This is a genomic window from Streptomyces sp. NBC_01546 (genome assembly GCF_045208355.1).
In the GTDB taxonomy this organism is placed as follows: domain Bacteria; phylum Actinomycetota; class Actinomycetes; order Streptomycetales; family Streptomycetaceae; genus Streptomyces.
The window spans coordinates 1407090-1428982 of sequence record NZ_CP109379.1 but is presented as its reverse complement, the minus strand read 5'-3'; the positions used below and the strand labels follow the sequence as shown (position 1 = coordinate 1428982).

Genomic DNA, 21893 nt, shown 5'->3' with positions numbered 1-21893 from the left:
ATCCTCCAGGACCTGCGCCTACGCTGACCCGCAGCAGCTGGTTCGCCCCCGTCCGCCAGGCGGGATGCGTCGTAAGAGGGAACCCGGTGGGAATCCGGGACTGCCCCGCAGCGGTGAGCGGGAACGACCGCCGTCATACGCACTGGGCCCGGACGGGTCTGGGAAGCGACGGCCAGTAGGTGTCTGCCCGAGTGGCAGACGTGCCCGCAAGTCCGAAGACCTGCCCGTTGCCCGCGCACGCACAGCCGTGCGCGGACATCCCGGTGACCTCGTGGGCGGGTCGGCGTAAAGATCTCGGACGGCCGTACCGGTGCCTCGCGCCCGGCGGACCGTCCGGTCGGCCACCCCTTCGCGCCTCGCGTCCCGTCACCGGGACTCATGGAGACACGCTCGCGAAGGAGAGTTCCGTGACAACCGAGTCCGCAGCCGCGGCGGTACAAGCCACCGTGTACGGCTACCCCCGTCAGGGGCAGAACCGGGAACTGAAGAAGGCCGTCGAGGGCTACTGGAAGGGCCGCGTCAGCGCCGAAGCCCTCCACGAGACCGCCGCACGCCTGCGCCGGACGAACTGGCGCCAACTGGCCGGCGCCGGCATCACCGAGGTCCCCACCGGTGACTTCTCGTACTACGACCACGTCCTCGACACCAGCGTCATGGTCGGCGCCGTCCCGGCCCGGCACCGCTCCGCCGTCGCCGCGGACGCGCTCGACGGCTACTTCGCCATGGCCCGCGGCACCCAGGACGTGGCGCCGCTGGAGATGACCAAGTGGTTCGACACCAACTACCACTACCTGGTGCCGGAACTGGGGCCCGACACCGTCTTCACCACCGATTCCGCCCGGCAGGTCGCCGAGCTGAAGGAGGCCCAGGCCCTCGGGCTCAAGGCCCGCCCCGTGCTGGTCGGACCGGTCACCTACCTCCTGCTGGCCAAGCCCGCCCCCGGAGTGGCCGACGACTTCCAGCCGATCACCCTGCTCGACCGGCTGCTGCCCGTGTACGCCGAGGTCCTCGCCGATCTGCGCGCGGCCGGAGCCGAATGGGTCCAGCTGGACGAGCCCGCCCTGGTCCAGGACCGCTCCCCGGCCGAGCTCGGCGTCGCCGCCCGGGCCTACCGCGAGCTCGGCGCCCTCCCCGAGCGCCCCAAGCTGCTGGTCGCCTCGTACTTCGACCGGCTCGGCGAGGCCCTGCCGGTGCTGGCGAAGGCACCCGTCGAAGGGCTCGCCCTCGACTTCACAGACCGGGCCGCAGCCAACCTCGACGACCTCGCGGCGGTGGGCGGAATCCCCGGCAAGCGCCTGGTCGCGGGCGTGGTCAACGGCCGCAACATCTGGATCAACGACCACGAGAAGTCCCTCGCCACCCTCGGCACCCTCCTCGGCCTCGCCGACCGGGTCGACGTCGCCGCCTCCTGCTCCCTCCTCCACGTGCCGCTGGACGCGGGCGCCGAGCGCGACATCGACCCGCAGATCCGCCGCTGGCTGGCCTTCGCCCGCCAGAAGACCACCGAGATCTCCACCCTCGCCCGCGGTCTCGCCCGGGGCACCGGTGCCATCGCGGCCGAACTCGCCGCCAACCGCGCCGACCTGGCCGCCCGGGCGAACTCCGCGATCACCCGCGACCCGGCCGTACGGGCCCGGACCGCGGCCGTCACCGGCGCCGACGCCCGCCGCTCCCAGCCCTACGAGCAGCGCGTGGACGCCCAGCGGGCCCGCCTCGGCCTCCCACTGCTGCCCACGACGACCATCGGCTCCTTCCCGCAGACCGCCGAACTGCGCACCGCCCGCGCCGACCTGCGCGCCGGACGGCTCGACGAGGCCGGTTACGAGAGCCGCATCGAGGCCGAGATCCGCGAGGTGATCGCCTTCCAGGAGAAGACCGGCCTCGACGTCCTCGTGCACGGCGAGCCCGAACGCAACGACATGGTCCAGTACTTCGCCGAGCAGCTCACCGGCTACCTGGCCACCCAGCACGGCTGGGTCCAGTCCTACGGCACGCGCTACGTGCGGCCGCCGGTCCTGGCCGGGGACATCTCCCGTCCGGAGCCGATGACCGTGCGCTGGACCGCGTACGCCCAGGCCCGGACGGCCAAGCCGGTCAAGGGCATGCTGACCGGTCCGGTGACCATGCTCGCCTGGTCCTTCGTACGCGACGACCAGCCGCTCGGCGACACGGCCCGGCAGGTCGCGCTCGCCCTGCGCGACGAGGTGAACGACCTCGAGGCGGCCGGTACTTCGGTGATCCAGGTCGACGAACCCGCGCTGCGGGAGACCCTGCCGCTGCGGGCGGCCGACCACGCCGCGTACCTGGCCTGGGCGACCGAGTCCTTCCGCCTCAGCACCGGCGGCGTCCGTCCGGACACCCAGATCCACACCCACATGTGCTACGCCGAGTTCGGCGACATCGTCGAGGCCATCGAGGCCCTCGACGCCGACGTCATCAGCCTGGAGGCCGCCCGCTCCCACATGCAGGTGGCAGACGAGCTCGCCGGCGCCCACTATCCACGCGAGGTCGGCCCGGGCGTCTGGGACATCCACTCCCCGCGCATCCCCTCCGCCGGGGAGGCAGCGTCCCTGCTGCGCAAGGGACTTGAGGCCATCCCGGCCGAAAGGCTGTGGGTCAACCCCGACTGCGGTCTGAAGACCCGCGGCTGGCCCGAGACCAGGGCCTCCCTGGAGCACCTCGTCGAGGCCGCGCACCAGGTCCGTACGGAGATCGCGACGGCCTGAGGCCGGCGCGGGCACGCGGGCGGGAGCGGGAGTGACCTCCCCGCTCCCGCCGTCCCGCGATCACTCGCGCTAGTGTGCGTATGTGAGCCTTCATGTCGTGATCGGATTTGGACCCGCCGGTGCCGCAACTGCTCGGCTGCTGGCCGAACAGGGCCATACGGTAAGGGTCGTCACCAGGTCGGGCCGAAGCCCGGAAGCCGGAATCGAACACGTCGCGCTGGACGCGACGGACCCGGAGCGGCTGACCGAAGCCGCGAAGGGCGCGGCCGCGCTCTACAGCTGCGCCGCGCCGCCCTACCACCGCTGGACGAGCGCATGGCCGCCGCTGGCCGCGTCGGTCTGTACCGCGGCCGAGGCCACCGGGGCCGTACTGGTCATGCTGGGGAACCTCTACGGCTACGGTCCGGTGGACGGTCCCCTGACCGAGGAACTGCCGCTCGCGGCGACCGGACCCAAGGGGCGGGTGCGCGCCGCGGCCTGGGAGCAGGCGTGGACACTGCACGAGCAGGGCCGTATCCGGGCGGTCGAGTTGCGGGCCTCGGACTTCTTCGGGCCGGGCGTCACCGACGGCGGCCACCTGGCCGCGCGGGTCGTGCCACCGCTGCTGCGCGGCAAGCCGGTCTCCACCCTCGGGAACCCGGACGCCGCGCACAGCTGGACCTATCTCCCCGACGTGGCCAGGGCGCTGGTCGAGGTCGCCGGCGAGGAGCGGGCCTGGGGACGGCCCTGGCACGTCCCGACGGGGCGCGCGCAGTCCGTCCGGGAGATGGTCGACCGCCTGGCCGCCCAGGCGGGGACGGGTCCGGCCACGGTGCGCAGGATCCCGCCGGCCGTGCTGGGCGTGGCCTCGCTCTTCTCCCCGCTGATCCGCGAACTCAAGGAGATTCGCTACCAGTTCGACCGTCCGTTCGTCGTCGATTCGAGCGCTTACGAGGCGGCGTTCGCGGTCCGGGCCACCCCCCTCGACGAGCAGATCAAGGCGACCGTGGACTGGTGGCGCGAGCGGGCGGCAACCACCCGGTGATCCCCTGAGGGGGACGGATCGGAGCGTGGCAGCGTGGTCGGGTAGCGTCAACTGTCCAACAGGGCCTGTCCGATGTACGTGCCGGGGGTCGCGCCGCCGGTCGTGGCGGGTGCGGCGAGGCGGATGTGGGCGTTGGTGGCGATGAAGGGGACGCCGTCGGGCCGGGCGGCGTCGAGGTCGGCCGGGGTGGTCTCCGCACCGCCCGTCAGCGGGGCCCCGTCGGCGTTGCGGCGCCCGATGGCCTGATCGCGGTGGGCCCGGAGGAGGGTGTCCCAGTGGTCGAGGAGCCAGAAGTCGCGCACCAGCTTCGGATCGCAGGTCAGGACGACGACGGGGCCACGCGTCACGCGTCGCATCTCGCGCAGGCCCGCCGCTGCGTCGCTCCACTGGTGCACGCTGAACAGGGCCATGGCGGCGTCGAACTCCCCGTCGGCGAAGGGGAGATCCTCGGCCACGGCGTCCACCGCCCGGGCGAGCCGGGCCGGCCGCCGGGCACGCATGGACTCCGACGGTTCGACGGCGGTCACCGAGCGGGCGGCACTCTCGTACGATCCGGTTCCGGCGCCGACGTTGAGCACGGTGCGGGCATCGTGGAGGGCCTCGGCGATGGCCTGGGCTATGCGGGGGTCGGGCCGGCGGTAGCCGGAGTATCCGGAGCCGATGGCGCCGTAATCGACGTCGCCGGCGCTGCCGTCGTGGGTGCGTGTGGTCATGGGCCTTACCTCGCCTCGTGAGCAGGAACAGGGGGAAGTGTCGTCCGTGGCACGCCGGTTGTGCCGGCGTCCCTAGGGCCAGAGGGGAAGGCGTTCCCAGCCGTCTCGGGAACGTTCGTAGCGCAGACGCGTGTGGACGCGGCTCTCGGTCGCCTGCCAGAACTCCACCTCGGCCGGGGCGAGGGTGTAGAGCGTCCAGGCCGAGTCGACGAGCGACGGCTCCCGCCCGATCAGGGCCAGGGACTTCTCGAGGGCGTGTTCCTGCTCGGCGGGGTCCGTCAGGTACTGGCTCTGGCGGCCCAGCAGGGCCTCCGCGTGTGCGGTGGCCGAGCGGCCGAGGAAGTCGGCCGCGTTGTCCTGGGCCGAGCCCGGGGTGACGGATCCGCGCACCCGCACCTGCCGGCCGTGTTCCGGCCAGTAGAAGGTGAGCGCCGCCCGCGGATGGCAGGCGAGCTGACCGCCCTTGGGGCTGAAGGCGTGGCTCGCGAACTGCCATCCCGAGCTGTCCACGCCCTTGAGGATCAGCACCCGTGCGTCCGGACCGCCGGAAACGCGAGTGACAGTCCGGGATCCCGTCCCTTACCGTCCCGGGGTCGGCGTCCCGACCGTCACGGGCCACGTCAGAAGGGACTGGACCATCTCAGCGGAAGCCGGAACCCACTGTGAGCGCCGCCCGTTGGGGCGGAACAAGGACTTCAACATCTTCTGGCTCGGCCAGGCGCTGTCCGTCCTCGGCGGGTCCATCTCGCTGCTCGCGCTGCCACTGCTCGTCCTCCACGCGACCGGGTCCATCGTGCAGATGGGCCTGATCACCGTCATCTCCGGGATCACCGGCATCGGCACGGGGCTGTTCGCCGGGTACGTGGTGGACCGGGCGGACCGCCGAAGGCTCATGATCGCCTGCGATCTGCTGCGCGCCGTGCTGTTCTGCGCGGTGCCGGTCGTGTGGTGGGCCGCCGGGCCCCGGGTCTGGCTGCTGTACGTGCTGACCGCGCTGGCCACCGTACTGAAGACGCTGTTCGACGTGGCTTACGTGACCGCCGTGCCGCATCTGGTGCGCACCGAGGACCTCACCGCCGCCAACGGGCGGCTGATGGGCACCTTCGCCGTCGGTACCCTCCTCGGGCCCGTGGCGGCCGGGTTCCTCACGGCCGCGGCCGGCCCGGACCGGGCGCTGGCCGTGGACGGCGCCACCTTCCTCGTCTCCGCCGCCAGCCTGGCCTGGGTGACGTTCGGCAAGCCCGCCGTCGATCGTGCCGAACCGGCGGCCGCGGGGGTGTTCCGCGAGGTGTTCGTCGTCGGATTCCGCTTCCTGTGGACGCATGCCCTCCTGCGCCCGCTGACGGTGCTGCTCACCCTGCTGACCTTCGTCACCATGGGCGCCACCGACCTGCTGATCTACCGGGTCCAGCACGATCTGGGCCGGGACGCCGCCACCGTCGGCTATGTGATCGCCGTGAGCGGGACCGGCGTCGTCACCGCGGCCCTCACCGCAGGGCGGCTGCGCCGGACCTTCGGCTTCGGCCCCTGCTGGCTGGCCTCGGTCGCGATGATCGGCGTCGCGGTGGCGGTGACCGGGGTCAGCCGCAGCGTGCCGGTGATCGCCGCACTGGCCGCCGTATTCATGTTCGGGCTGACCCTGGGCGGGGTCTGCAGCATGACCCTGCGCCAGGAGGTGACCCCCGACCGTCTGCTCGGCCGTGTCACCTCCGCCTTCTGGACGGTGCACAACGCCTCGGGCCCGGTGGGCGCGGCCGTGCTCACGGTGCTGGCCGCCCGCCACGGGGTCCCGGCGGTCAGTGTGGCCGCCGGCGCCTTCTGCCTGCTGGTGTTCGGCGCCGGACTGCTGACGCCGCTGCGTCCCCGCCCCACGGCCCGGAAGCAGCACGTGCCGTGCGGTGGGGAAGGGGGTCTGGGATCATGAAGCCGGGGGACCGGGAGCGAGGAGCAGACATGTCCGGAGAGTTCGAGGCGAGCGTCGAGATCGACCGGCCGGTCGACGAGGTCTTCGCCTACCTCGCCGACGGCCGCAACGACCCGGAGTTCAGCCCGCGCGTCCAGGAGATCACCAAGACCCCCGACGGCCCGACCGCGCTCGGCACGGTCTTCCGCAGCACGGTCAAGGACGCCGGGATGAAGACCGGCCGGGAGTTCCGCATCGTCGGCTTCGAGCCGCCGCACCTGATCCGCTGGACGGAACAGAGCCGGAACCTGGTCACCGCGGAGGGCGGCTACGACCTCGAGACCCTCCCCGGCGGCCGCACCCGGGTCCGGATCTTCAACACCCTCGAGGGGCACGGCCTCGGCAAACTGCTCGTCGGCTTCGCCGCGAGCGCCGCCCGCAAGGACGCCCCCGCCTTCGGCCGCCGCATCAAGGCGGCCGCGGAGGCGTCCCTCAAGCGGTAGCGGTCAGAACCGCCCGGGGCCGGACGGGATCGGCAGCGGCTTTGACGGCTTGGCCGGCTTGGACGGCGTCGCGGAGTCGCTCCGCTCGGCCGCGGCCGGCCCGGTCTGGCAGGTCACGTCCTCGGCGGGCAGCCGGCCCGTGGTCAGGTACGTGTTGACCTGGGCGTCGGCGCAGGACGTGGGGTCGGTCATGTACACGCCGTGGCCCTCACCGCCGGCCACCAGCACCATCCGCGAGCCCTTGAGCGCGCGGTGCATGCCCTGGCCGCTGCTCAGCGGAGTCTGCGAGTCCCACTCGTTCTGCACCGTCAGCACGTTCGCCTTCTTGTTCATGGGCGTGGCCGACTCGACCGGCCGGTCCCAGAAGGCGCACGGCTTGATGTTGGACGCGAAGTCCCCGTACAGCGGGTACTTGATCTTGTCCTTCGCCGCGTCCCGCTCGTACTGCTCGGCGTAGCGGGGCCAGCTGCCGGTGTCCCCGCACACCACGGACCAGAAGACGGCGGTGCCGTTGTCCGAGGCGGGCGCGGCCGCCCTGTCGCCGGTGAGCAGCCGCTTCAGCTCGGCGGTGTCCGGTCCCGCGGGCTGCGGCTTGCCCTCGGCCGCGGCCTTGAGGGCCACGACCAGCGGGGTGGCCTGCGCCGGGTAGAAGAACACCCCGCGCGCGGACCGGATCAGGTCTCCGTTGATCTTCTGCCCCTCGAAGTCGATGGGCTCCTTGTCGGCGCGTGCCACCAGCGCCCAGAAGGTGTCGGACACGGCCTTCGGGCTGTCGCCGAGCCCGTACTCGGCCGACCGCTCGGCCGCCCAGCCCGTCCACCGCGTGAAGGCGGGCTCGGCCTCGGTCGCCCACACCTGGATCATGCCGCGCCAGATCATCTTCGGGTCCACACCGCTGTCCAGTACGAAACGGTCGGTCCGCTCCGGGAACATCTGCGAGTACACCGCGCCGAGGTAGGTCCCGTACGAGTAGCCCAGGTACGAGACCTTGCGCTCGCCCAGCACCGCGCGGATCGTGTCCATGTCGCGCGCCGTGTTGCGGGTGGTGATGTGCGGGAGCACCGAGCCGGCGTTCTCGCGGCACTTGTCGGCGACCGTGCGCGCCCACGTCACGTCGGAGGAGAAGGTCTCGGGCCGGTACGGCCGGTCGAAGTTCTGCTCGGCGTCGGTGAGTCCGCAGGTGATCGGGCTGCTGGAGCCGACGCCGCGCGGATCGAAGCCGATGAGGTCGTACTGGTCCCGTACGTCCTTGGCCATCATCTCGCCCATCGCCAGCGGCAGATCGAGCCCGGGCCCGCCCGGGCCGCCCGGGTTGAGGAGCATGACGCCGTGCCGCTTGGCGGGGTTCTCGCTCTTCACCCGGGATATCGCGAGGTCGATCGTGGTGCCCTCGGGACGCCGGTAGTCGAGCGGGACCTTGAGGGTGGCGCACTCGTACGAGGCCGGCTGGTCCGGGCTGCACCGGTGCCAGGAGGGCTTCTGGCTCAGGTACTCCGGAGCCGAAGCGGCGGAGACCTGGGTCGCGGTCAGCAGGGGGACGGTGGACGCGATGAGTCCGGCGGCGGCGAGCAGCGGTGCGAGGCGTTTCATGCGCACGATTGCCGTTCCTTTCGGTGAAGTCGCTTACCCGCTCACCTTGTTGTATGCGGAGGCGGGGCGAATCATCCCGAAGGCCGGGGCATATGCGTCTCACGAATGAGCCGATATCCGGACAACTGGCCGACACGCCGCAGTCGGTGCGGTCGGCGAGCTCGGCGCGGCCGACGACCGGAGTGGTCAGTGATGGCCCTCGTGCGCGGAGCCGGTCTCGAGGGCGCCGCCGATGCGGCCGCGCAGGGCGGTCAGGGCATCCGCCGACGGGGTGGTGACCACCCAGCGGCTCCCCACCAGGTAGGTGCCGCCGTACATCCGGGCCTCGGTCAGCCAGGAGCGCATTCCCTCGTCGGCCGCGAAGGTGACCATGCGGAAGGCGCCCTGTTCGGTCTGGCAGCCTCCCTCGCGCAACTCCTCAGCCTGTATGTCCACTTGGGCGGTGCAGCCGACAGCGGCGGCAATCTCCTCGATCGAGGTGGACGGTGCCCGGCTCTCCTCGGCCGGGCCGCCGTGCGAGGCCGCCGGACTTCCGGCGCAGCCGCCGGCCGGCAGCAGGGCGAACGCGGCGGCCACCGTCACCACGACGGTACGGAGAACACGACTGTGCGGTCGGGCGGTTGACGGCGGCATGACTCTCTCTTCCTCGCCGGCTGATCGGGGGCGGGGTCGTGGTGCCCAGGTGGGAGGGGACCGGGCACCACGACCCCGGGGCCTCTGTTAGTGCGCCGCCTTCGCCTTCTTTCCCTTGTCGGTCACGGCGAACCAGAGGCCCTGCTTGTTGTGCCCGGTGATGTCTCCGGGCGCCTTGTCGCCGGTGAACAAATAGACCGGCCAGCAATCGATCGTCAATTGTTCCGAACCGTCGGGACGCTTCACGGAGCCGACCAGTTCGGCGGCAATTCCCGACACCTTCGACTTGTCCACCGGCTTGGCCGGCTTCCACGTGTCCAGGCAGGCATCGAGGCAGCCGAATTTCATCGGCCAGGCGCTGTCCTTGTCGAACCGGTAGAGCGTGCGGCCCTCCGCGTCCGCGAGGATCCCGCCGAGCATGGGATTCTGCGCGACGGACAGTTCGGCGCCCTGCGCCGGCGCCTTCTTGTCGGCGGCGGCCGCGGCGGCGGCCGGCTTTCCGTCGGCTCCCAGCACGTGCCAGGTTCCGCCGACGCCCTCACCGAGCGTGTCCCCGGCCTTGGTGTCCTTCGCGTAGCGGTACACGGGCCAGCCCGCCAGGGTCAGCTGCCGGGTGCCGTCGGCCCGGGCGACCGAGCCGAGCAGGCCCGCGTCGATCCCTTCGCCTGCGGTGACGTCGTCCGCCGCCACGGCCGGCCACGCCGTGGCGCAGTCCCCTTCGCAGGCTGACTTGGGGGGCTTGGGCGTGTCCTTGTCGAACCGGTAGAGCGTGAAGCCTTCACTGTCGGTGACCGCGCCGCCCAGGTTCGGGACCTCGGCCACCTTCAGCTGCCCGGCCGGACCGTTCTTGCCGGCCGCGCCCGCCGGGGCGGCGCCGGAGCCGCTGTCCCCGTAGGCGGGATTCGCCCCGGAACCCGACCCGTACGCTCCGTCCCCGCCGTCCGCGCCGTAAGGAGATCCGATCTTCTGGCTGTCGCCCACCGGCTGTACCGCACTTCCCTTTCCCGGCGGTTTCTCGGCGAGTCCACATCCGGAAGTCAGCAGCAGTACCGCGACCGCCGCCGACCCGGCGAATATCTCACGACGCATTCTCTTCACGATCTCTCCTTCAGGTCCGGTCCAGCTTTTCCGTTCGTCCCTTCCGTAATTGATACGGGGCCGGGAGCGGGGGAGGCCCAATTCCCTGCGAATTTGTCGGATCGCGCCAAGAATTGAACCGGGGGAGGGTCCGGAGACGTGCACCGGCTCAGTCCTGGATGCGCAGCGCGAGCGCCGGACAGCGCCGGATCGCGCGCAGCGCCTTCGGCCGCAGCCGTGCGGGCACCGGCATGGACGCCTTGGCCGGGTAGCCGTCCGCGTCGAGCCGTACGACGTCGGGGAGGATGTCCACGCACAGCCCGTGCCCCTTGCACAGGGTCCAGTCCACGACGAGCCGTTCCGGACTCTCGTCGCGCGGCAGCGGCAGCGCTCCCAGCACCCGCCGGCCGCACCCGCCGCCCAGGGCATGGTCGTGGAACTCGTCGGGGAAGGCGGCGAGGGCCGAGGCGACGAAGTGCGAGGTGCCGTCGGGGTGGCTGCACGCACCGCGGCCCCGGACCGCCGTCAGGCGTGCCTCGACCGTCTCGAGGGCCGCGCCGCCCCCGCCGCGGACGACGTCGTCCAGTACGTCGGCCAGCGCGGGCAACCCCCGTACGCAGGGCCCGCACTGGCCCGCCGACTCCTTCGCCATCCACCGGGTCACCCGCGCGACCTCGCCGGCCGGGCAGGTGTCCTCGGGCAGCGGCAGCACCGCCCCCGCCCCCAGCACCGCGCCGAAGGCCGCCAGGGACTGCCGGGACACCAGCGCGGAACGTGCGGACATCGGGTCCAGCCATCTGCCGTGATAGCCGCCGACCAGGACGCCCTGGCCGGGATCGGTGCCGCACAGCTCCAGGACGTAGGCCAGCGAAGCCCCGGTCGGGGTCTCGACGACCGTGGAACCGGCCACGGTCAGCAGGACGGTGCCCGGTTCGGCCGGCAGCCCGGTGGAGCGGTACTCGGGCGCACCCAGCCGTGCGGCGATGCCGAGTTGGGCGAAGGTCTCGGTGTTCGACAGCAGGGTGGGCACGCCCCCCAGACCCCGCTCGCTGGTCCGCACCTTCCGCCCGGACGGCAGCACCGCTCCGCCGTTCAGGCCGCTGATGAGGGCCGTTCCCTCCCCGGTGACGAAGCGTTCGGGAAGCCGCGTCACGCGCACCCGGCGTCCGGCCGGGCCGCGTTCCGCGACGGCGTCCCGTACCGACTGCTCCACGTCCTCCCGGGTGACGGCCACCACGACGTCGTCGGCGCCGAGCGCCGCGGCGGCCAGCAGGGCTCCGTCGAGCACCAGATGCGGGGCGTGCAGCAGCAGCGCGGTGTCCTTGAGGCAACTCGGCTCGCCCTCACTGCCGTTGACGACGACGGCCGTGGGAGCGTCCCGCCCCCCGGCCGAGCGGGTGACGGCCCGCAGTTTCCGCGCGAACGGGAAGCCCGCTCCGCCGCGGCCCCGCAGGTCGATGTCGTTGGCGAGGCCGACGAGTTCGTCCGGTCGCAACCGGGGCAGCGTGCCGTGGGTGTCGAGATGGGCGGCGCGGTCGAGCCGGGGGGTCCGGTCGAGTCCGGCCAGCAGCCTGGGGGCGCCCACACAGCCGAGGCCGGGGCGCGGCTCGCCGGTCACAGCCACTGCTCTGCGGCGGCCGGCTGCTCGCCGTACAGCCGGGTTCTGCGGCCGGCCGTGGCGTAGGACCGGGGGCCGGTCCGCGGCAGCGGCGGCCGCCCGCTGGACACGAGCCGACGCGTGCCGCGGCCGGTGCCCGTGCCGAGGCCGTCGAGGGTGCGCGTACCGGTGTCCCGGTCCGTGCCCGGGCGCGGCCCGGGGACGGGAGCCGGGCGGGAACGTGCCCCGCGTGCCCGGGACTTCACGCGGAACGCGATCACCCCGGCGACACCGATCAGGCACAGCGCGTACGCCATCGTCACCCAGGCGCCGCCCGGGCGGCCCGCCTTGAGCCCGTGCACCAGGGACGCGCCCCAGGCCGGATAGGCGCCGAAGTGCAGGGCCCGCCACCACAGGGAGCGGCTCTTGGTGGCGAACACGCTGCGCATCGCGCCGGAGACCGCGACGGCCACGAAGAGGTAACCGGCCAGCGTGCCGAGTCCGATGAGGACGGGCCGGTCGCCGTCCGCGAACGGCAGGACCGCGGCGGCCGCGCTCGTCTGCGCCTTTGCGACCTTGACCCAGATGTGCAGGGCCAGGAAGCTCAGGCCGGCCACGGCCAGTCCGCGGTGGGCGCCCTGGGCGAGGAGCCGGTGGCCCGACCCGAGCAGCACCCGGTCGGTGGCCACCAGCCCCCACAGGACGGTGGCGGTGAGCGAGACGAGCGAGAGCACGCCCGCCCCGAAGTCGAGGAAGTCCCACAGATGGGTCAGGGCGCCCGCGCGGACCACCACGATGAAGGAGGCGAGGGCCGCGAGGACGACCGGGGCCGTCGCCGGGTGACGACTCCTGCGGCGGGCCCGGTGCGAGCGGCGTAGGTACGGCTGAGACAGGGGCATCCAGATCTCCTGTGCGCCTGGGCCCCGAGCACTCCACCTGGCGCTCGGCACCCGGGGTTCGTTGTCGCTCGTGCCCGGCAGCGCTGTGAAACTCCCGCGCCGGCCGAGGAGCTTGGGGCCGGAGTGCAGAAGCATCGTGGAGCTGCACGGCGCCTCCACAGGATTTATCGAAACGTGATAATTTCTCGCAGCGCGTCTCCGGCGCATCGAACAACCCCGGAAGATTCCCCTCCAGCGGAGGTTGCGACAGGCCACCGCGCCGCCCGCCGTCTACGCGTCCCCGACGGCAAAATCACGGCAAAACCGCGGGACGGAATGTGGCCGGACCCCTCCAGGAGGGAGTACGAGGGGCCGCAACTCTCTTGTCAGGCAGGGCTGTTGGCGCGAGAGGCAACCTCGGCGGGCTTGTCCTCCGCTACCGGACAGGCCTCACCCCGGCACGAACGAGGAAACGATGTGCGAACTTCTGAACCGCATCTGGTCCCGCCCTCGCGGCGAGTGGACCCGCGTCCTGCGACGGGAACTCCCCGCACTGGCCGCCGAGATAGTGGAGGAGCTTCTGCATGGAATTCCGGAATTTTCCGCCCTTATCGATGACAACGATGCCATCGGCGATGAATTGCTCAGGCAGCGGGTGGAGGAAGCCCTTCTCACCGTTCTCGGCTACCGCGATGCCCGCGGCGGCCCATCGGGCAAGGACCAGGAGCAAGAGCAGGCGCACGAACAGGAACGACAGCAGGAACACCGGCAAGAACGACAGCAGGAACACCAGCGGGAGCAAGAGCAGCGGCAACACCCGCGACAGACGGCGGACATGCCCGCGGACCTCGACATGGGGCACCGGCACGCGAGCCTGGAGGTCGTGGAGGGAAGGCAGCACGACAGGCAGGACGACAGGCGGCACGGCGGGCAACACCTGGGGCCGGCCGTCGACCGGGCGCGTCAGGACCTCTTCAAAGCCCTCACCGATGACCGGGCCGCCTCCGGGACCTCCCTCGCCGATCTCGCCGAGGCGGCCGGCTGGCCCCTCCCGGTGGCCGTGCGGGCCATCGCGCCGGCCACGCCCGGGGAGGCACAGCAGCTGGCGACCGTCCTGGACGACGCCCTCGCCGGGATGTTCGCGGGCCGCCCCTGCCTGCTGGTCCCGAGCCCCGATCCCGACACCCGGGCTCCGTTCGAACTCCCCCTGCGCGGCCGGTTCGCGGCCGTCGGCCACGCGGTACCGCTCCGGGACACCGCGTCCTCCCTGCGCTGGGCGCTGCGTCTGCTCGCGCTGACACCGGCCCGAGCGGGTCTGGACGCCCGCCCCGTCTTCGTGGACGACCACCTCTCGACGCTGCTGCTGCTCCAGGACGAGCCCCTGGCCCACGCGCTGGCCGCCCGCTGGCTCCGGCCACTGGCGGATCTGACCCCGCGCCAGAGCGAACGGCTGGAGGTGACCCTCCTCGCCTGGCTGGAGGGCGGCGGCGCACCCGAGGCCGCCAAGGCCCTGAGCGTGCACCCGCAGACCGTGCGGTACCGCATGCGTCAGCTGGAGAAGCTGTTCGGGCCCGGTCTGCGGGACCCCCGCACCCGGTTCGAACTGGAGATGGCCCTGCGCAGCCGCCGGCTGATGGCCCAGGTACGGCGTCAGCACTCGCGGGTGGGGCGCCGGACGGCACGCGTGGTCACGGCGGACTTCACCCCGCTGGTCGTCGGACGGATGGCCCGCGTCAACGGCTTGTGACCACAGGGGAGGAGTGACGAGAGGAGCAACAGCAGCCGGCCCGGCCCCGTACGAACGGGGCCGGGCCGGTGGTCACAGGGCGGCGGGCACCGCCCCGCGCATCGTGGAGTTGAGGTCCAGCAGCTCCTCGTACGCCCGTGCGCAGGCCTCGCACCCCGCCAGATGGCGTGCGAGGCCGCGGGGCTGCTGCGTACGGCTGCGCCGGACCGCCGAACCGAGCATGTGGCTGTAGTGGCCGCACCGGCCGTCGGCCACGGTGTCCAGATGGGCCAGGAGGTACGCCTCGCGCAGCCCCTCGCGGGCCCGGAAGGCCAGCGAGGTCACCGCGCTGGGGGTGATGCCCAGCAGCGCGGCGATCTCGTGCGGCGAGTCCTCCTCGACCAGGGTGTGCCACAGGACGGCCCGCCAGCGCGCGGGCAGCGCCCGGAAGGAGCGGGCGAGGAGCCTGCGGTCCTCGCCGGCCAGCAGCCGGCGCTGCGGATCACCGCCGGCGGCCGCCTGCTGACACCAGGTGTCGAAGTCCGCCGTCAGGAGCGTCCTTCCGTCGCCGTCACTCCACTGCATGGCCGTGTGACGGACGACGGCCAGCAGGTACGCGCGCCACGGGCCCCGGGGCCCCGCGCCGGAGCGGACGGCCTGCAAGGTCCGGGCGAAGGCCTCGGAGACGAGGTCCTCGGCGTCCTGCGGGGTACGGCAGCAGGTGCGCGCGTACGCGAGGGCGGCCCGCCGGTGCCGCCGGTAGAGGAGATCGCACACGGCCGCGTCCGCGGTGCCCGACCGGTACTCCCTCCTGAGCCGCCGGGTGAGTTCCCCGTCGGACGGCGCGGAGGGCCGGCCGGGCGCGCCGGGCTCGCCGGGCGGGGAGGGCTCGGCGGGCGGTGCCTTGCCGCCGTCGCCCGGATGCTGCGGACCGTCTGCGGATTCACGAGAGCCGGACATGGCACTCCTCGTCGGTTCAGGACCAGGCTGGGCGCAGGTGTGCGGCGTTGGCCCGAAGTCGGCTTCGGGCCAACACCTGTCCCGGGCGGGGCGCGGTGCGAGGGGGAGGAGCCGCACCCCGTCCGGGAGTTCGTGGAGCCGCCGCGTCAGCGGCAGGTGCGCCCCCTGTTGATGCAGTCCACGGCGTTGGCCATCAGGCCGTTCGGCATCACGTTGATGAAGTCACCGTGGTCGGTCACCGGTTTGTGGAGCTGCTCGGGGAAGCTGTCCACGGCGAACCGCGCCCCCGGCGCGACCCCGTACGTGATGCGCTGCACCAGCTGCGGAATGGCGCTGAAGCCCTTCGGGCAGCGGCCGTTGCGGTCCGCGAAGGCCACATGGGTCCGGTGGTTGGCGCTGTCGGTGTTGCGGCCGTCCCAGCAGTTCTGGAAGTTGAAGGTGCGCACCACGTCGCTGCCCTTGGGGCAGATCGGGTACTTGTCCTTCAGCTGGCGGTTCTCGAACCCGGTACAGCTCCACGAGGCATTGGCATTGGCCGTTCCGTTGGCGAAGGCCTTGGCGTCGCCGGTGATGATCCGCAGGAAACGGGGCATGGCCTTGACCTTGCCGACGGGACTGCCCTTGAAGCTGATCGTCACCTGTTTGGGCCGCAGGATCGTGCCCACGTTCGCGTCCTGACCGCCGCCGGGCGCCTTCGCGTCCTTCTCCGCCTTGCCGTCGCGCAGCCGCAGCACCGGCCAGTAGTAGGTGGACAGGTCGCCGTTGCCACAGGTGGTGCCGGAGGCGGCGAGGCTGTCGTTGGTGGAGAAGGCGTCGGTGGTCTTGTTGCCCACGTAGTCGTGCATGTGGTGGGCGCCGTTGGACACCCCGGGGGCGACGATCACGTTGTCGGGGTTGAAGTGGCCGTTCTCGTTGCGTCCGCACTGGGAGCTGAAGGACCCCGTCGAGGCCCCGGCCGCTGCCCCGGGAGTGCGTACGTTCGGCCGTACCTTGCCGATGTCGACGAAGTCGCTCCGTGCCGGTCCGCCCTTCCCGCCGATGCTCCGGGCGGCGCCCGGGTCGGCCGCCGGGTCGCCCGCCGCAGCGGCCGACGCGTCGTCCTGCGCGGAAGCCTGCTTCACCTGGCACGCGCTCATGGACTTGAGCTCCTCCGGACGGGCCGCGGAGCGGGCTATCGCGTCGGACATGCGGCCGATGGTCTCGTCGCGCTGCTGCTTGAGCCCGCCGACGAGGTCCTCTCCCCGTTCCTCGCCCGCGGCGAGCTTCCGGTAGGCGTCGGCCACCTGTGAGTCCAGCTGGGCGAGGCCCTCGTCGACCTCGGTCTTGGCCTGTTCGGGTACGGCGGTGAGCCGGTCACCGACGTCGGGGCAGTCGATGGTGGCGCTCACCTGCTCCGCGCCGCCCGAGTCCCGGCGGCCGTCCTGGCCCGCGTTCGCGTTGCCCGCGACGACGGCGACCCCGCCGCCGCCCAGGACCAGTGCGGAGACCAAGGCCAGCAGCTTGTTCGACAACCGGGGGCGTTTATGGCCCTTTTCACTCATGCGATCACTTCACTTCACTTCGTCGATCGGACATCGGACGGAGCAGGGGTCGGGGTCCCGTCGGGGACGCTGAGCGCGTCGAAGTCGACCAGCCCGCTGTCCTCGAGGACCGTGATGTGGTCCAGGACCGTGGTGTTGGCGGATGTGGCCAGGGCGCGGACCATGGAGTTCCTGGTCTGCGCCCGCACTTGGGCCAGCAGCGCGAACACCTTTCCGTGCGCTCGGCGCAGCAGCTGGATGAACAGCCGCTCGTACTCGTCCCCTTGGGCGCGGGTCAGCTGCCCCAGCCATCCCCGCTGCTGCTCGGACGGCTGGTTGGGCAGGTCGACGCCGAGGGCCTGACCGACCTGGATGACCTGCCGGTCCAGCTCGGTGTGGCCCTCCACGAGGTGCTCCCCGGCCGTGCGCACCGCCGGGCGCGTTCCCCGCTGCTGGGCCTGCCGCCCGGCGGGCAGCTCCCACAGACCCGCGAGTCGTACCTTCCGTACGAAGTCCCGGTCCGCGGGGGTCAACGGCCCGTACGCCGTACTCATGATCCCGGCGCCGTCGTCCTCGGCGGCCGGCCGGCCGGTCGAGGCAGAGGCCCGGGCGCCGAACTTCTCCACGGGGATCAGCAGCGCGATCAGGGTGACGGCAAGCGCGCTGATGACGAAGCCGCTTCCGATCGTGTATCTCGTGGCGACCGAAAACCTGCTGATGGAACGCCGCCGGAATGACAGCACAGTGCCTCCTTGGTCCGTGGGCCGGGAGGGGCAGCGGGGCCGGAGGGTCCGCACGCGCCGTGCGTTGCACACCCGCATTCCCGGGGTGTCACGGGACGCTAGTGCCACGGGTGGTGCCCACGCGGGCGGACCATCACCATTGGATAAACATCCGGTCAAGCCCCCGAAGGGCTGATATCTTGCCGCGCCTGCCCGATGCCGAACCTGCGGTCCTCCGGCGGCGGACCGGTCGGGACGGCCGGCGGCGTCCGTCCGTTCCCGCCGTACGAAATCCAGTTCGTCAGCGTCGGGTGGACCGGGCCCCACGTCCGGGTGGTTGTTCCCCGCGCGGGCACTTTTCGGCGCTCAAGGCGCCTGCGGACCGTGACAGTTGACGCATGATCATCGAGCCTTCTTCCAGCTCCGACTCCTCGGTCGAGCCCGCACCGTCCCCTGCTCGCCGGCCCTCCCGCCGTACCGTCATGGCCGGCGCGGCCGCCGTCGCGGGAGCCGGTGCGCTGTCGGTGGCCGCCGCGTCCGCCGGGACCCCGCAGGCACCGTCCGGTTCCGCACGCCCCGACTGGGAGACCTGCCTGACCATCGCCCGGGCCATCCTCGTACGGGACGATGACGACCAGCCCCTGGTGCCTCGTTACGCGGACGTCCTCCTGAAGAACGGACTGCCCCGCTCCCGCCGCCCCGGCAAGAAGGTGCTGGTCGTCGGCGCCGGCCCCGCCGGGCTCACCGCCGCCCACCTCCTGCGCCAGGCCGGGCACCAGGTCACGGTCATCGAGGCCAACGCCAACCGGGTCGGCGGCCGCATCAAGACCTTCCGTACCGGCGGCCACGAGAAGGCCGCCGCACCCTTCGCGGACCCCAAGCAGTACGCCGAGGCCGGCGCCATGCGCATCCCCGACAGCCACCCGCTGGTCACCGGACTGATCGACAGCCTCGGCCTCAAGCGCAGGCGCTTCCACCTGGTCGACGTCGACGGGGCCGGCCGCCCCGCCTACCGCACGTGGATCTTCGTCAACGGCATCCGGGTACGCCGGGCGGACTACGCCCGCAGCCCGCAGGCGCTCAATCGTTCCTTCGGAGTCCCGGCGGCCTACGAGTCCGTGCCCGCCGCGCAGATCGTGCGCAATGCCTTCGCTCCCGTACGCAAGGAGATCGAGGGGAAGAAGGACAAGGAACTCGTCGAGGGCTGGGCCCGCGTCATCCAGCGCTACGGCCACATGTCGATGTATCGCTACCTGACCGAGGAGGCGGAACTCGACGAGCGGACCATCGACCTGATCGGAACCGTCGAGAACCTCACCTCCCGTCTGCACCTCGCCTTCGTGCACAGCTTCATCGGAGCCTCGCTGATCAGCCCCGACACGGCCTTCTTCGAACTGCCGGGCGGCACCGCAACGCTGGCCGACGCGCTCTACGCCCGGGTCAAGGACCTGGTACGGCTCGACCGCCGCGCCACCCGGATCACGCACGGCGAGGGCAAGGTCACCGTCGACACCGTCTCCGAGGGCCGCGGCGGCAGCCCGGTGCGGCGCGAGACGTTCACCGCCGACACCGCGATCATCACCGTCCCCTTCTCCGGACTGCGCCACATCCCGGTCGCCCCCGCGCTCTCGTACGGCAAGCGGCGCGCTGTCACCGAACTGCACTACGACGCCGCCACCAAGGTGCTGCTCGAATTCAGCCGCCGCTGGTGGGAGTTCGACGAAGCCGACTGGAAGCGCGAGCTGGAAGCCGTACAGCCCGGCCTCTACCGCAAGTACCAGATCGCGCAGACCCCGGAGGCCGGGGGCCTGCTGGGCGCCCACCCCTCCGTGCCCAAGGGGCACATCTCCGACGCCCAGCGCGCCCACTACGCCGCCTGCCGTCTCGTCACCCGCGACCAGCCCGAGGCGGCCGGCGTCATCGGCGGCGGCTCGGCCACCGACAACCCCAACCGCTTCATGTTCCAGCCCTCCTACCCGGTCGACGGCAGCGCCGGCGGGGTGGTCCTCGCCTCCTACAGCTGGTCGGACGACGCCCTGAAGTGGGACTCCCTGGACGACGAGGAGCGCTACCCGCGCGCCCTGGCCGGGGTCCAGGAGGTGTTCGGGCAGCGGATCGAGGTGTTCTACACCGGAGTCGGCCGCACCCAGTCCTGGATGCGCGATCCGTACGCTTACGGCGAGGCCTCCGTGCTGCTGCCCGGCCAGCACACCGAGCTGTTCCCCCACGTCCGCAAGCCCGAAGGCAACCTGCACTTCGGCGGGTGCCACACCTCCATCAAGCCCGCGTGGATCGAGGGAGCCCTGGAATCCGCGGTGCGGACCGCCCTGGAGGTCCACATGGCGCCGTGAGCGGCCGGTTCGGCGGCTGCGGCCGTGGCAGCCGTGCGACCGTGCCGCGTCAGCTTTCGGCGAGCACGATCAGCCAGTCCCCCTCGCCGAGACGGACCCGTTCCCGCTTGTCGGGGTTGATCCTCAGCCCGTAGGCGGGGCCCGTGGCGGTTTGCGCGCGCAGCCGGTAGCCGACGGCGCATTCACGGCGGCGGCGCGCGGACTCGACGAGCGTGCCGAACGAGACCTCATGACCGGCCCGGACGTAGTCCGCGGCCGGTTTGAGGTGGAACTCGCTGCCCTCCGCGTCGAACAGCTCCTCGAAGACGTCGGCGAGGTAGCGGCTCTCCGAGATCTGGGTCATCAGGACACTGATCAGCCGGCCGCTCACGATGAAGTCGGCGCCTTCCCGGGCGGGCGCGAGGAGCCGGTTGCCGTCGTCGGACATCTCGGTGGTGAGGACGAGTTCCCGCTGCGCGGCCTCCGCGATGGCCCGCAGGTGCAGCAGCGTGACCAGCGTCCTGTTGTCCGCCAGCGACTCCTCCGTGTCCGTGGGCGGCGCGGACACGGTCGTGGCCACCGGATCCGCCTCACCGATGACGATCACGCTGTCGTACGACGGCACGTCCAGCTTGGCCAGGACGCGCGGGTCGGTGATGTCGCCGCCGTGGAAGGCCACTTCGAGACAGCGCCGGGTCGCCGCGGTGCAGGCGCCGCCGTCACCCTCGTCGAGGGCCACGACGTCGAGCACGCTTCCGGGGCTCACGTACTGGTCGAGCTGATCCACGATGTACGGAGCCCGGCGGTTCCAGCCGAGCAGGAGCAGGCGTTCGGCCCGGGGGATCCGGGGCCGGGCCGTGACGATCGCGTCCTCGTCGACGCAGGAGGCCACGTCCGCCCGTACGGCCGTGTCGTCGTCCTGCGAGATGACGATGATCCGGTCGCTCGCGCCGATCGTCGCGCCCGGGTCCGGGTTGAGGGCGACGCCTCCGTCGGCGTGCAGCAGGCCGACCACGCAGGACGTGGCGAACGACAGCAGGGCCTCGCCGAAAGCGCGCCCCGCGAGATCCCCGGCGGGAACGGTGTAGAACTCGTCGCCCGCGAAGTCCAGCAGTTCCTGGTACACGAGCGAGAGGCCGGGCTGGCGGGCGGTCTGCACGAGGAGCCGGGCGATGATGTCGTCGACGCACAGGACGTGTCCGCCCGGCCCGGCGGCCAGCCTGGCGGTGACGTGGTTGCGGGTGTCACGGACGGCGGCCACCACCACCGCGTCGCCGGCCTCGGGGACGGCCGCGTTGAGGGCGAGCAGGGTCTTCACCACGTGGGCGTCGCCGGCTGCCCCGTCGGGCGGCAGCACGAGCACGGCCTTCGCGGTCCGCGGACTCACCCGGACCAGCTCCGTCGGGTCGGTGGTGCTGCCGTTGCGGCAGATGATGCGTGTCCTGCCCCGGTCGTCGATACGGGTGGAGAGCTCGTCTTCCATCTCCACCTTGTCCTTCGGGGCGAGGACGGCGATGGCCGACCGGCGCTGGTTCGCGTTGGCGGCCACCAGCTCCCCGGCCACGGGAAAGATCTGATCGGACCATCCCAGGACGACCGTGTGCCCCGCTTCCAGCACGGTGGAGTGGCCGAGGCGAAGCGACATGATGCGCCGGTTGATGCCGGTGGTGATCAGACTGACCAGCGCCGACACGAACAGCAGGCCGACCAGGGCGAGCGCCACCGATGCCAGCACGTAGAGAGGGGAGCCGACCGCGCCCCCGATCTTGAGCGTCTGCCCGACGCTGACCCACACCGCCGTGAGCCGGCCGGAGAGGGTCGTCGGGGTCGACCGGTCCGCCCACACGAGCACCGCGCTCGCCGGGACCACCACGACAAGGCAGGCCACGGCGAGCCAGCCGATCAGCGCGGCGGTTCCGCCTGCCACCAGATTGTCGAACCGGTACCGAAGGCGCAGCCGGAGGGACGTCGTGTGCTCCTGCGCCATGCAC

General features: G+C 72.0%; 18 protein-coding genes, 1 pseudogene and 1 riboswitch. Of the genes and pseudogenes, 6 read left to right on the top strand and 13 right to left on the bottom strand.

All coding sequences use genetic code 11. The annotated features are described in order from the left end of the window. Positions 1-72: 72 nt before the first annotated feature. Positions 73-222: riboswitch (cobalamin riboswitch) on the top strand. 185 nt (positions 223-407) lie between these two features. Further along, positions 408-2726 (top strand): 5-methyltetrahydropteroyltriglutamate--homocysteine S-methyltransferase, encoded by a 2319-nt coding sequence (metE, locus tag OHA89_RS06940; RefSeq protein ID WP_406365673.1) that lies wholly within the window; start codon positions 408-410, stop codon positions 2724-2726. A gap of 82 nt (positions 2727-2808) precedes the next feature. Continuing rightward, positions 2809-3750 carry an NAD-dependent epimerase/dehydratase family protein gene (locus OHA89_RS06935; protein ID WP_266613585.1) on the top strand — a complete coding sequence of 314 codons (942 nt, stop codon included), beginning with the start codon at positions 2809-2811 and terminating at the stop codon, positions 3748-3750. A gap of 47 nt (positions 3751-3797) precedes the next feature. Here the strand turns inward: OHA89_RS06935 and OHA89_RS06930 are convergent, their stop codons facing one another. The 3 genes and pseudogenes from OHA89_RS06930 to OHA89_RS06920 all read right to left on the bottom strand — a co-directional run. Further along, on the bottom strand, positions 3798-4463 hold the full coding sequence (locus tag OHA89_RS06930; RefSeq protein ID WP_406365672.1) for a methyltransferase domain-containing protein: 666 nt from the start codon (positions 4461-4463) through the stop codon (positions 3798-3800). Positions 4464-4535: 72 nt separating this feature from the next. Beyond that, complete coding sequence (locus OHA89_RS06925) at positions 4536-4853, bottom strand: pyridoxine 5'-phosphate oxidase C-terminal domain-containing protein (protein ID WP_266615304.1); 318 nt, start codon at positions 4851-4853, stop codon at positions 4536-4538. Further along, a pseudogene (locus OHA89_RS06920) lies at positions 4848-5003 on the bottom strand (pyridoxamine 5'-phosphate oxidase family protein); the annotation flags it as partial. The gene OHA89_RS06925 and the pseudogene OHA89_RS06920, both read right to left, overlap by 6 nt. Before the next feature lie 136 nt (positions 5004-5139). Here OHA89_RS06920 and OHA89_RS06915 point away from each other — a divergent pair. Then, entirely contained in the window at positions 5140-6387 is a 1248-nt protein-coding gene (locus tag OHA89_RS06915) for an MFS transporter (protein ID WP_266613583.1), read from the top strand. A gap of 29 nt (positions 6388-6416) precedes the next feature. Then, entirely contained in the window at positions 6417-6869 is a 453-nt protein-coding gene (locus OHA89_RS06910) for an SRPBCC family protein (protein ID WP_215141760.1), read from the top strand. Between the two features lie 3 nt (positions 6870-6872). Here OHA89_RS06910 and OHA89_RS06905 read toward each other — a convergent pair whose 3' ends face one another. From OHA89_RS06905 to OHA89_RS06880, 6 genes are all read right to left on the bottom strand, one after another. After that, on the bottom strand, positions 6873-8459 hold the full coding sequence (locus tag OHA89_RS06905) for an alpha/beta hydrolase (protein ID WP_266615303.1): 1587 nt from the start codon (positions 8457-8459) through the stop codon (positions 6873-6875). 186 nt (positions 8460-8645) lie between these two features. Further along, positions 8646-9092 carry a hypothetical protein gene (locus OHA89_RS06900; RefSeq protein WP_266613579.1) on the bottom strand — a complete coding sequence of 149 codons (447 nt, stop codon included), beginning with the start codon at positions 9090-9092 and terminating at the stop codon, positions 8646-8648. An 87-nt stretch (positions 9093-9179) separates the two neighbouring features. After that, a complete protein-coding gene (locus OHA89_RS06895) occupies positions 9180-10181 on the bottom strand; it encodes an SCO0930 family lipoprotein (protein ID WP_406368422.1) in 1002 nt (333 codons plus the stop codon). Between the two features lie 157 nt (positions 10182-10338). Then, the gene (locus tag OHA89_RS06890; RefSeq protein WP_266942430.1) at positions 10339-11787 is read right to left on the bottom strand and encodes an NADH-quinone oxidoreductase subunit NuoF family protein; all 1449 of its coding nucleotides are present in this window, start codon (positions 11785-11787) and stop codon (positions 10339-10341) included. After that, positions 11784-12665 carry a hypothetical protein gene (locus OHA89_RS06885; protein WP_266613575.1) on the bottom strand — a complete coding sequence of 294 codons (882 nt, stop codon included), beginning with the start codon at positions 12663-12665 and terminating at the stop codon, positions 11784-11786. Before OHA89_RS06885 ends, OHA89_RS06890 begins: the two co-directional genes overlap by 4 nt. A gap of 415 nt (positions 12666-13080) precedes the next feature. Further along, on the bottom strand, positions 13081-13506 hold the full coding sequence (locus tag OHA89_RS06880) for a hypothetical protein (protein ID WP_374199240.1): 426 nt from the start codon (positions 13504-13506) through the stop codon (positions 13081-13083). On the opposite strand from OHA89_RS06880, the gene OHA89_RS06875 reads away from it, so the two are divergent. Then, entirely contained in the window at positions 13480-14391 is a 912-nt protein-coding gene (locus tag OHA89_RS06875) for a PucR family transcriptional regulator (RefSeq protein ID WP_406365671.1), read from the top strand. The two genes, OHA89_RS06880 and OHA89_RS06875, sit on opposite strands and share 27 nt — an antisense overlap. A gap of 72 nt (positions 14392-14463) precedes the next feature. Here the strand turns inward: OHA89_RS06875 and OHA89_RS06870 are convergent, their stop codons facing one another. The 3 genes from OHA89_RS06870 to OHA89_RS06860 form a co-directional block, all read right to left on the bottom strand. Next, a complete protein-coding gene (locus OHA89_RS06870) occupies positions 14464-15330 on the bottom strand; it encodes an RNA polymerase sigma factor (RefSeq protein ID WP_215141750.1) in 867 nt (288 codons plus the stop codon). Positions 15331-15476: 146 nt separating this feature from the next. Further along, complete coding sequence (locus OHA89_RS06865) at positions 15477-16871, bottom strand: DUF1996 domain-containing protein (RefSeq protein ID WP_406365670.1); 1395 nt, start codon at positions 16869-16871, stop codon at positions 15477-15479. A 14-nt stretch (positions 16872-16885) separates the two neighbouring features. Beyond that, positions 16886-17593, bottom strand: a complete 708-nt coding sequence (locus OHA89_RS06860) for a DUF4142 domain-containing protein (protein WP_257553249.1) — start codon at positions 17591-17593, stop codon at positions 16886-16888. Between the two features lie 461 nt (positions 17594-18054). Here OHA89_RS06860 and OHA89_RS06855 point away from each other — a divergent pair, with 461 nt between their 5' ends. Next, positions 18055-19923 carry a flavin monoamine oxidase family protein gene (locus OHA89_RS06855; protein WP_406368420.1) on the top strand — a complete coding sequence of 623 codons (1869 nt, stop codon included), beginning with the start codon at positions 18055-18057 and terminating at the stop codon, positions 19921-19923. 49 nt (positions 19924-19972) lie between these two features. Here OHA89_RS06855 and OHA89_RS06850 read toward each other — a convergent pair whose 3' ends face one another. Further along, a complete protein-coding gene (locus OHA89_RS06850; RefSeq protein WP_266613568.1) occupies positions 19973-21889 on the bottom strand; it encodes a CASTOR/POLLUX-related putative ion channel in 1917 nt (638 codons plus the stop codon). Between the last annotated feature and the right edge of the window lie 4 nt (positions 21890-21893).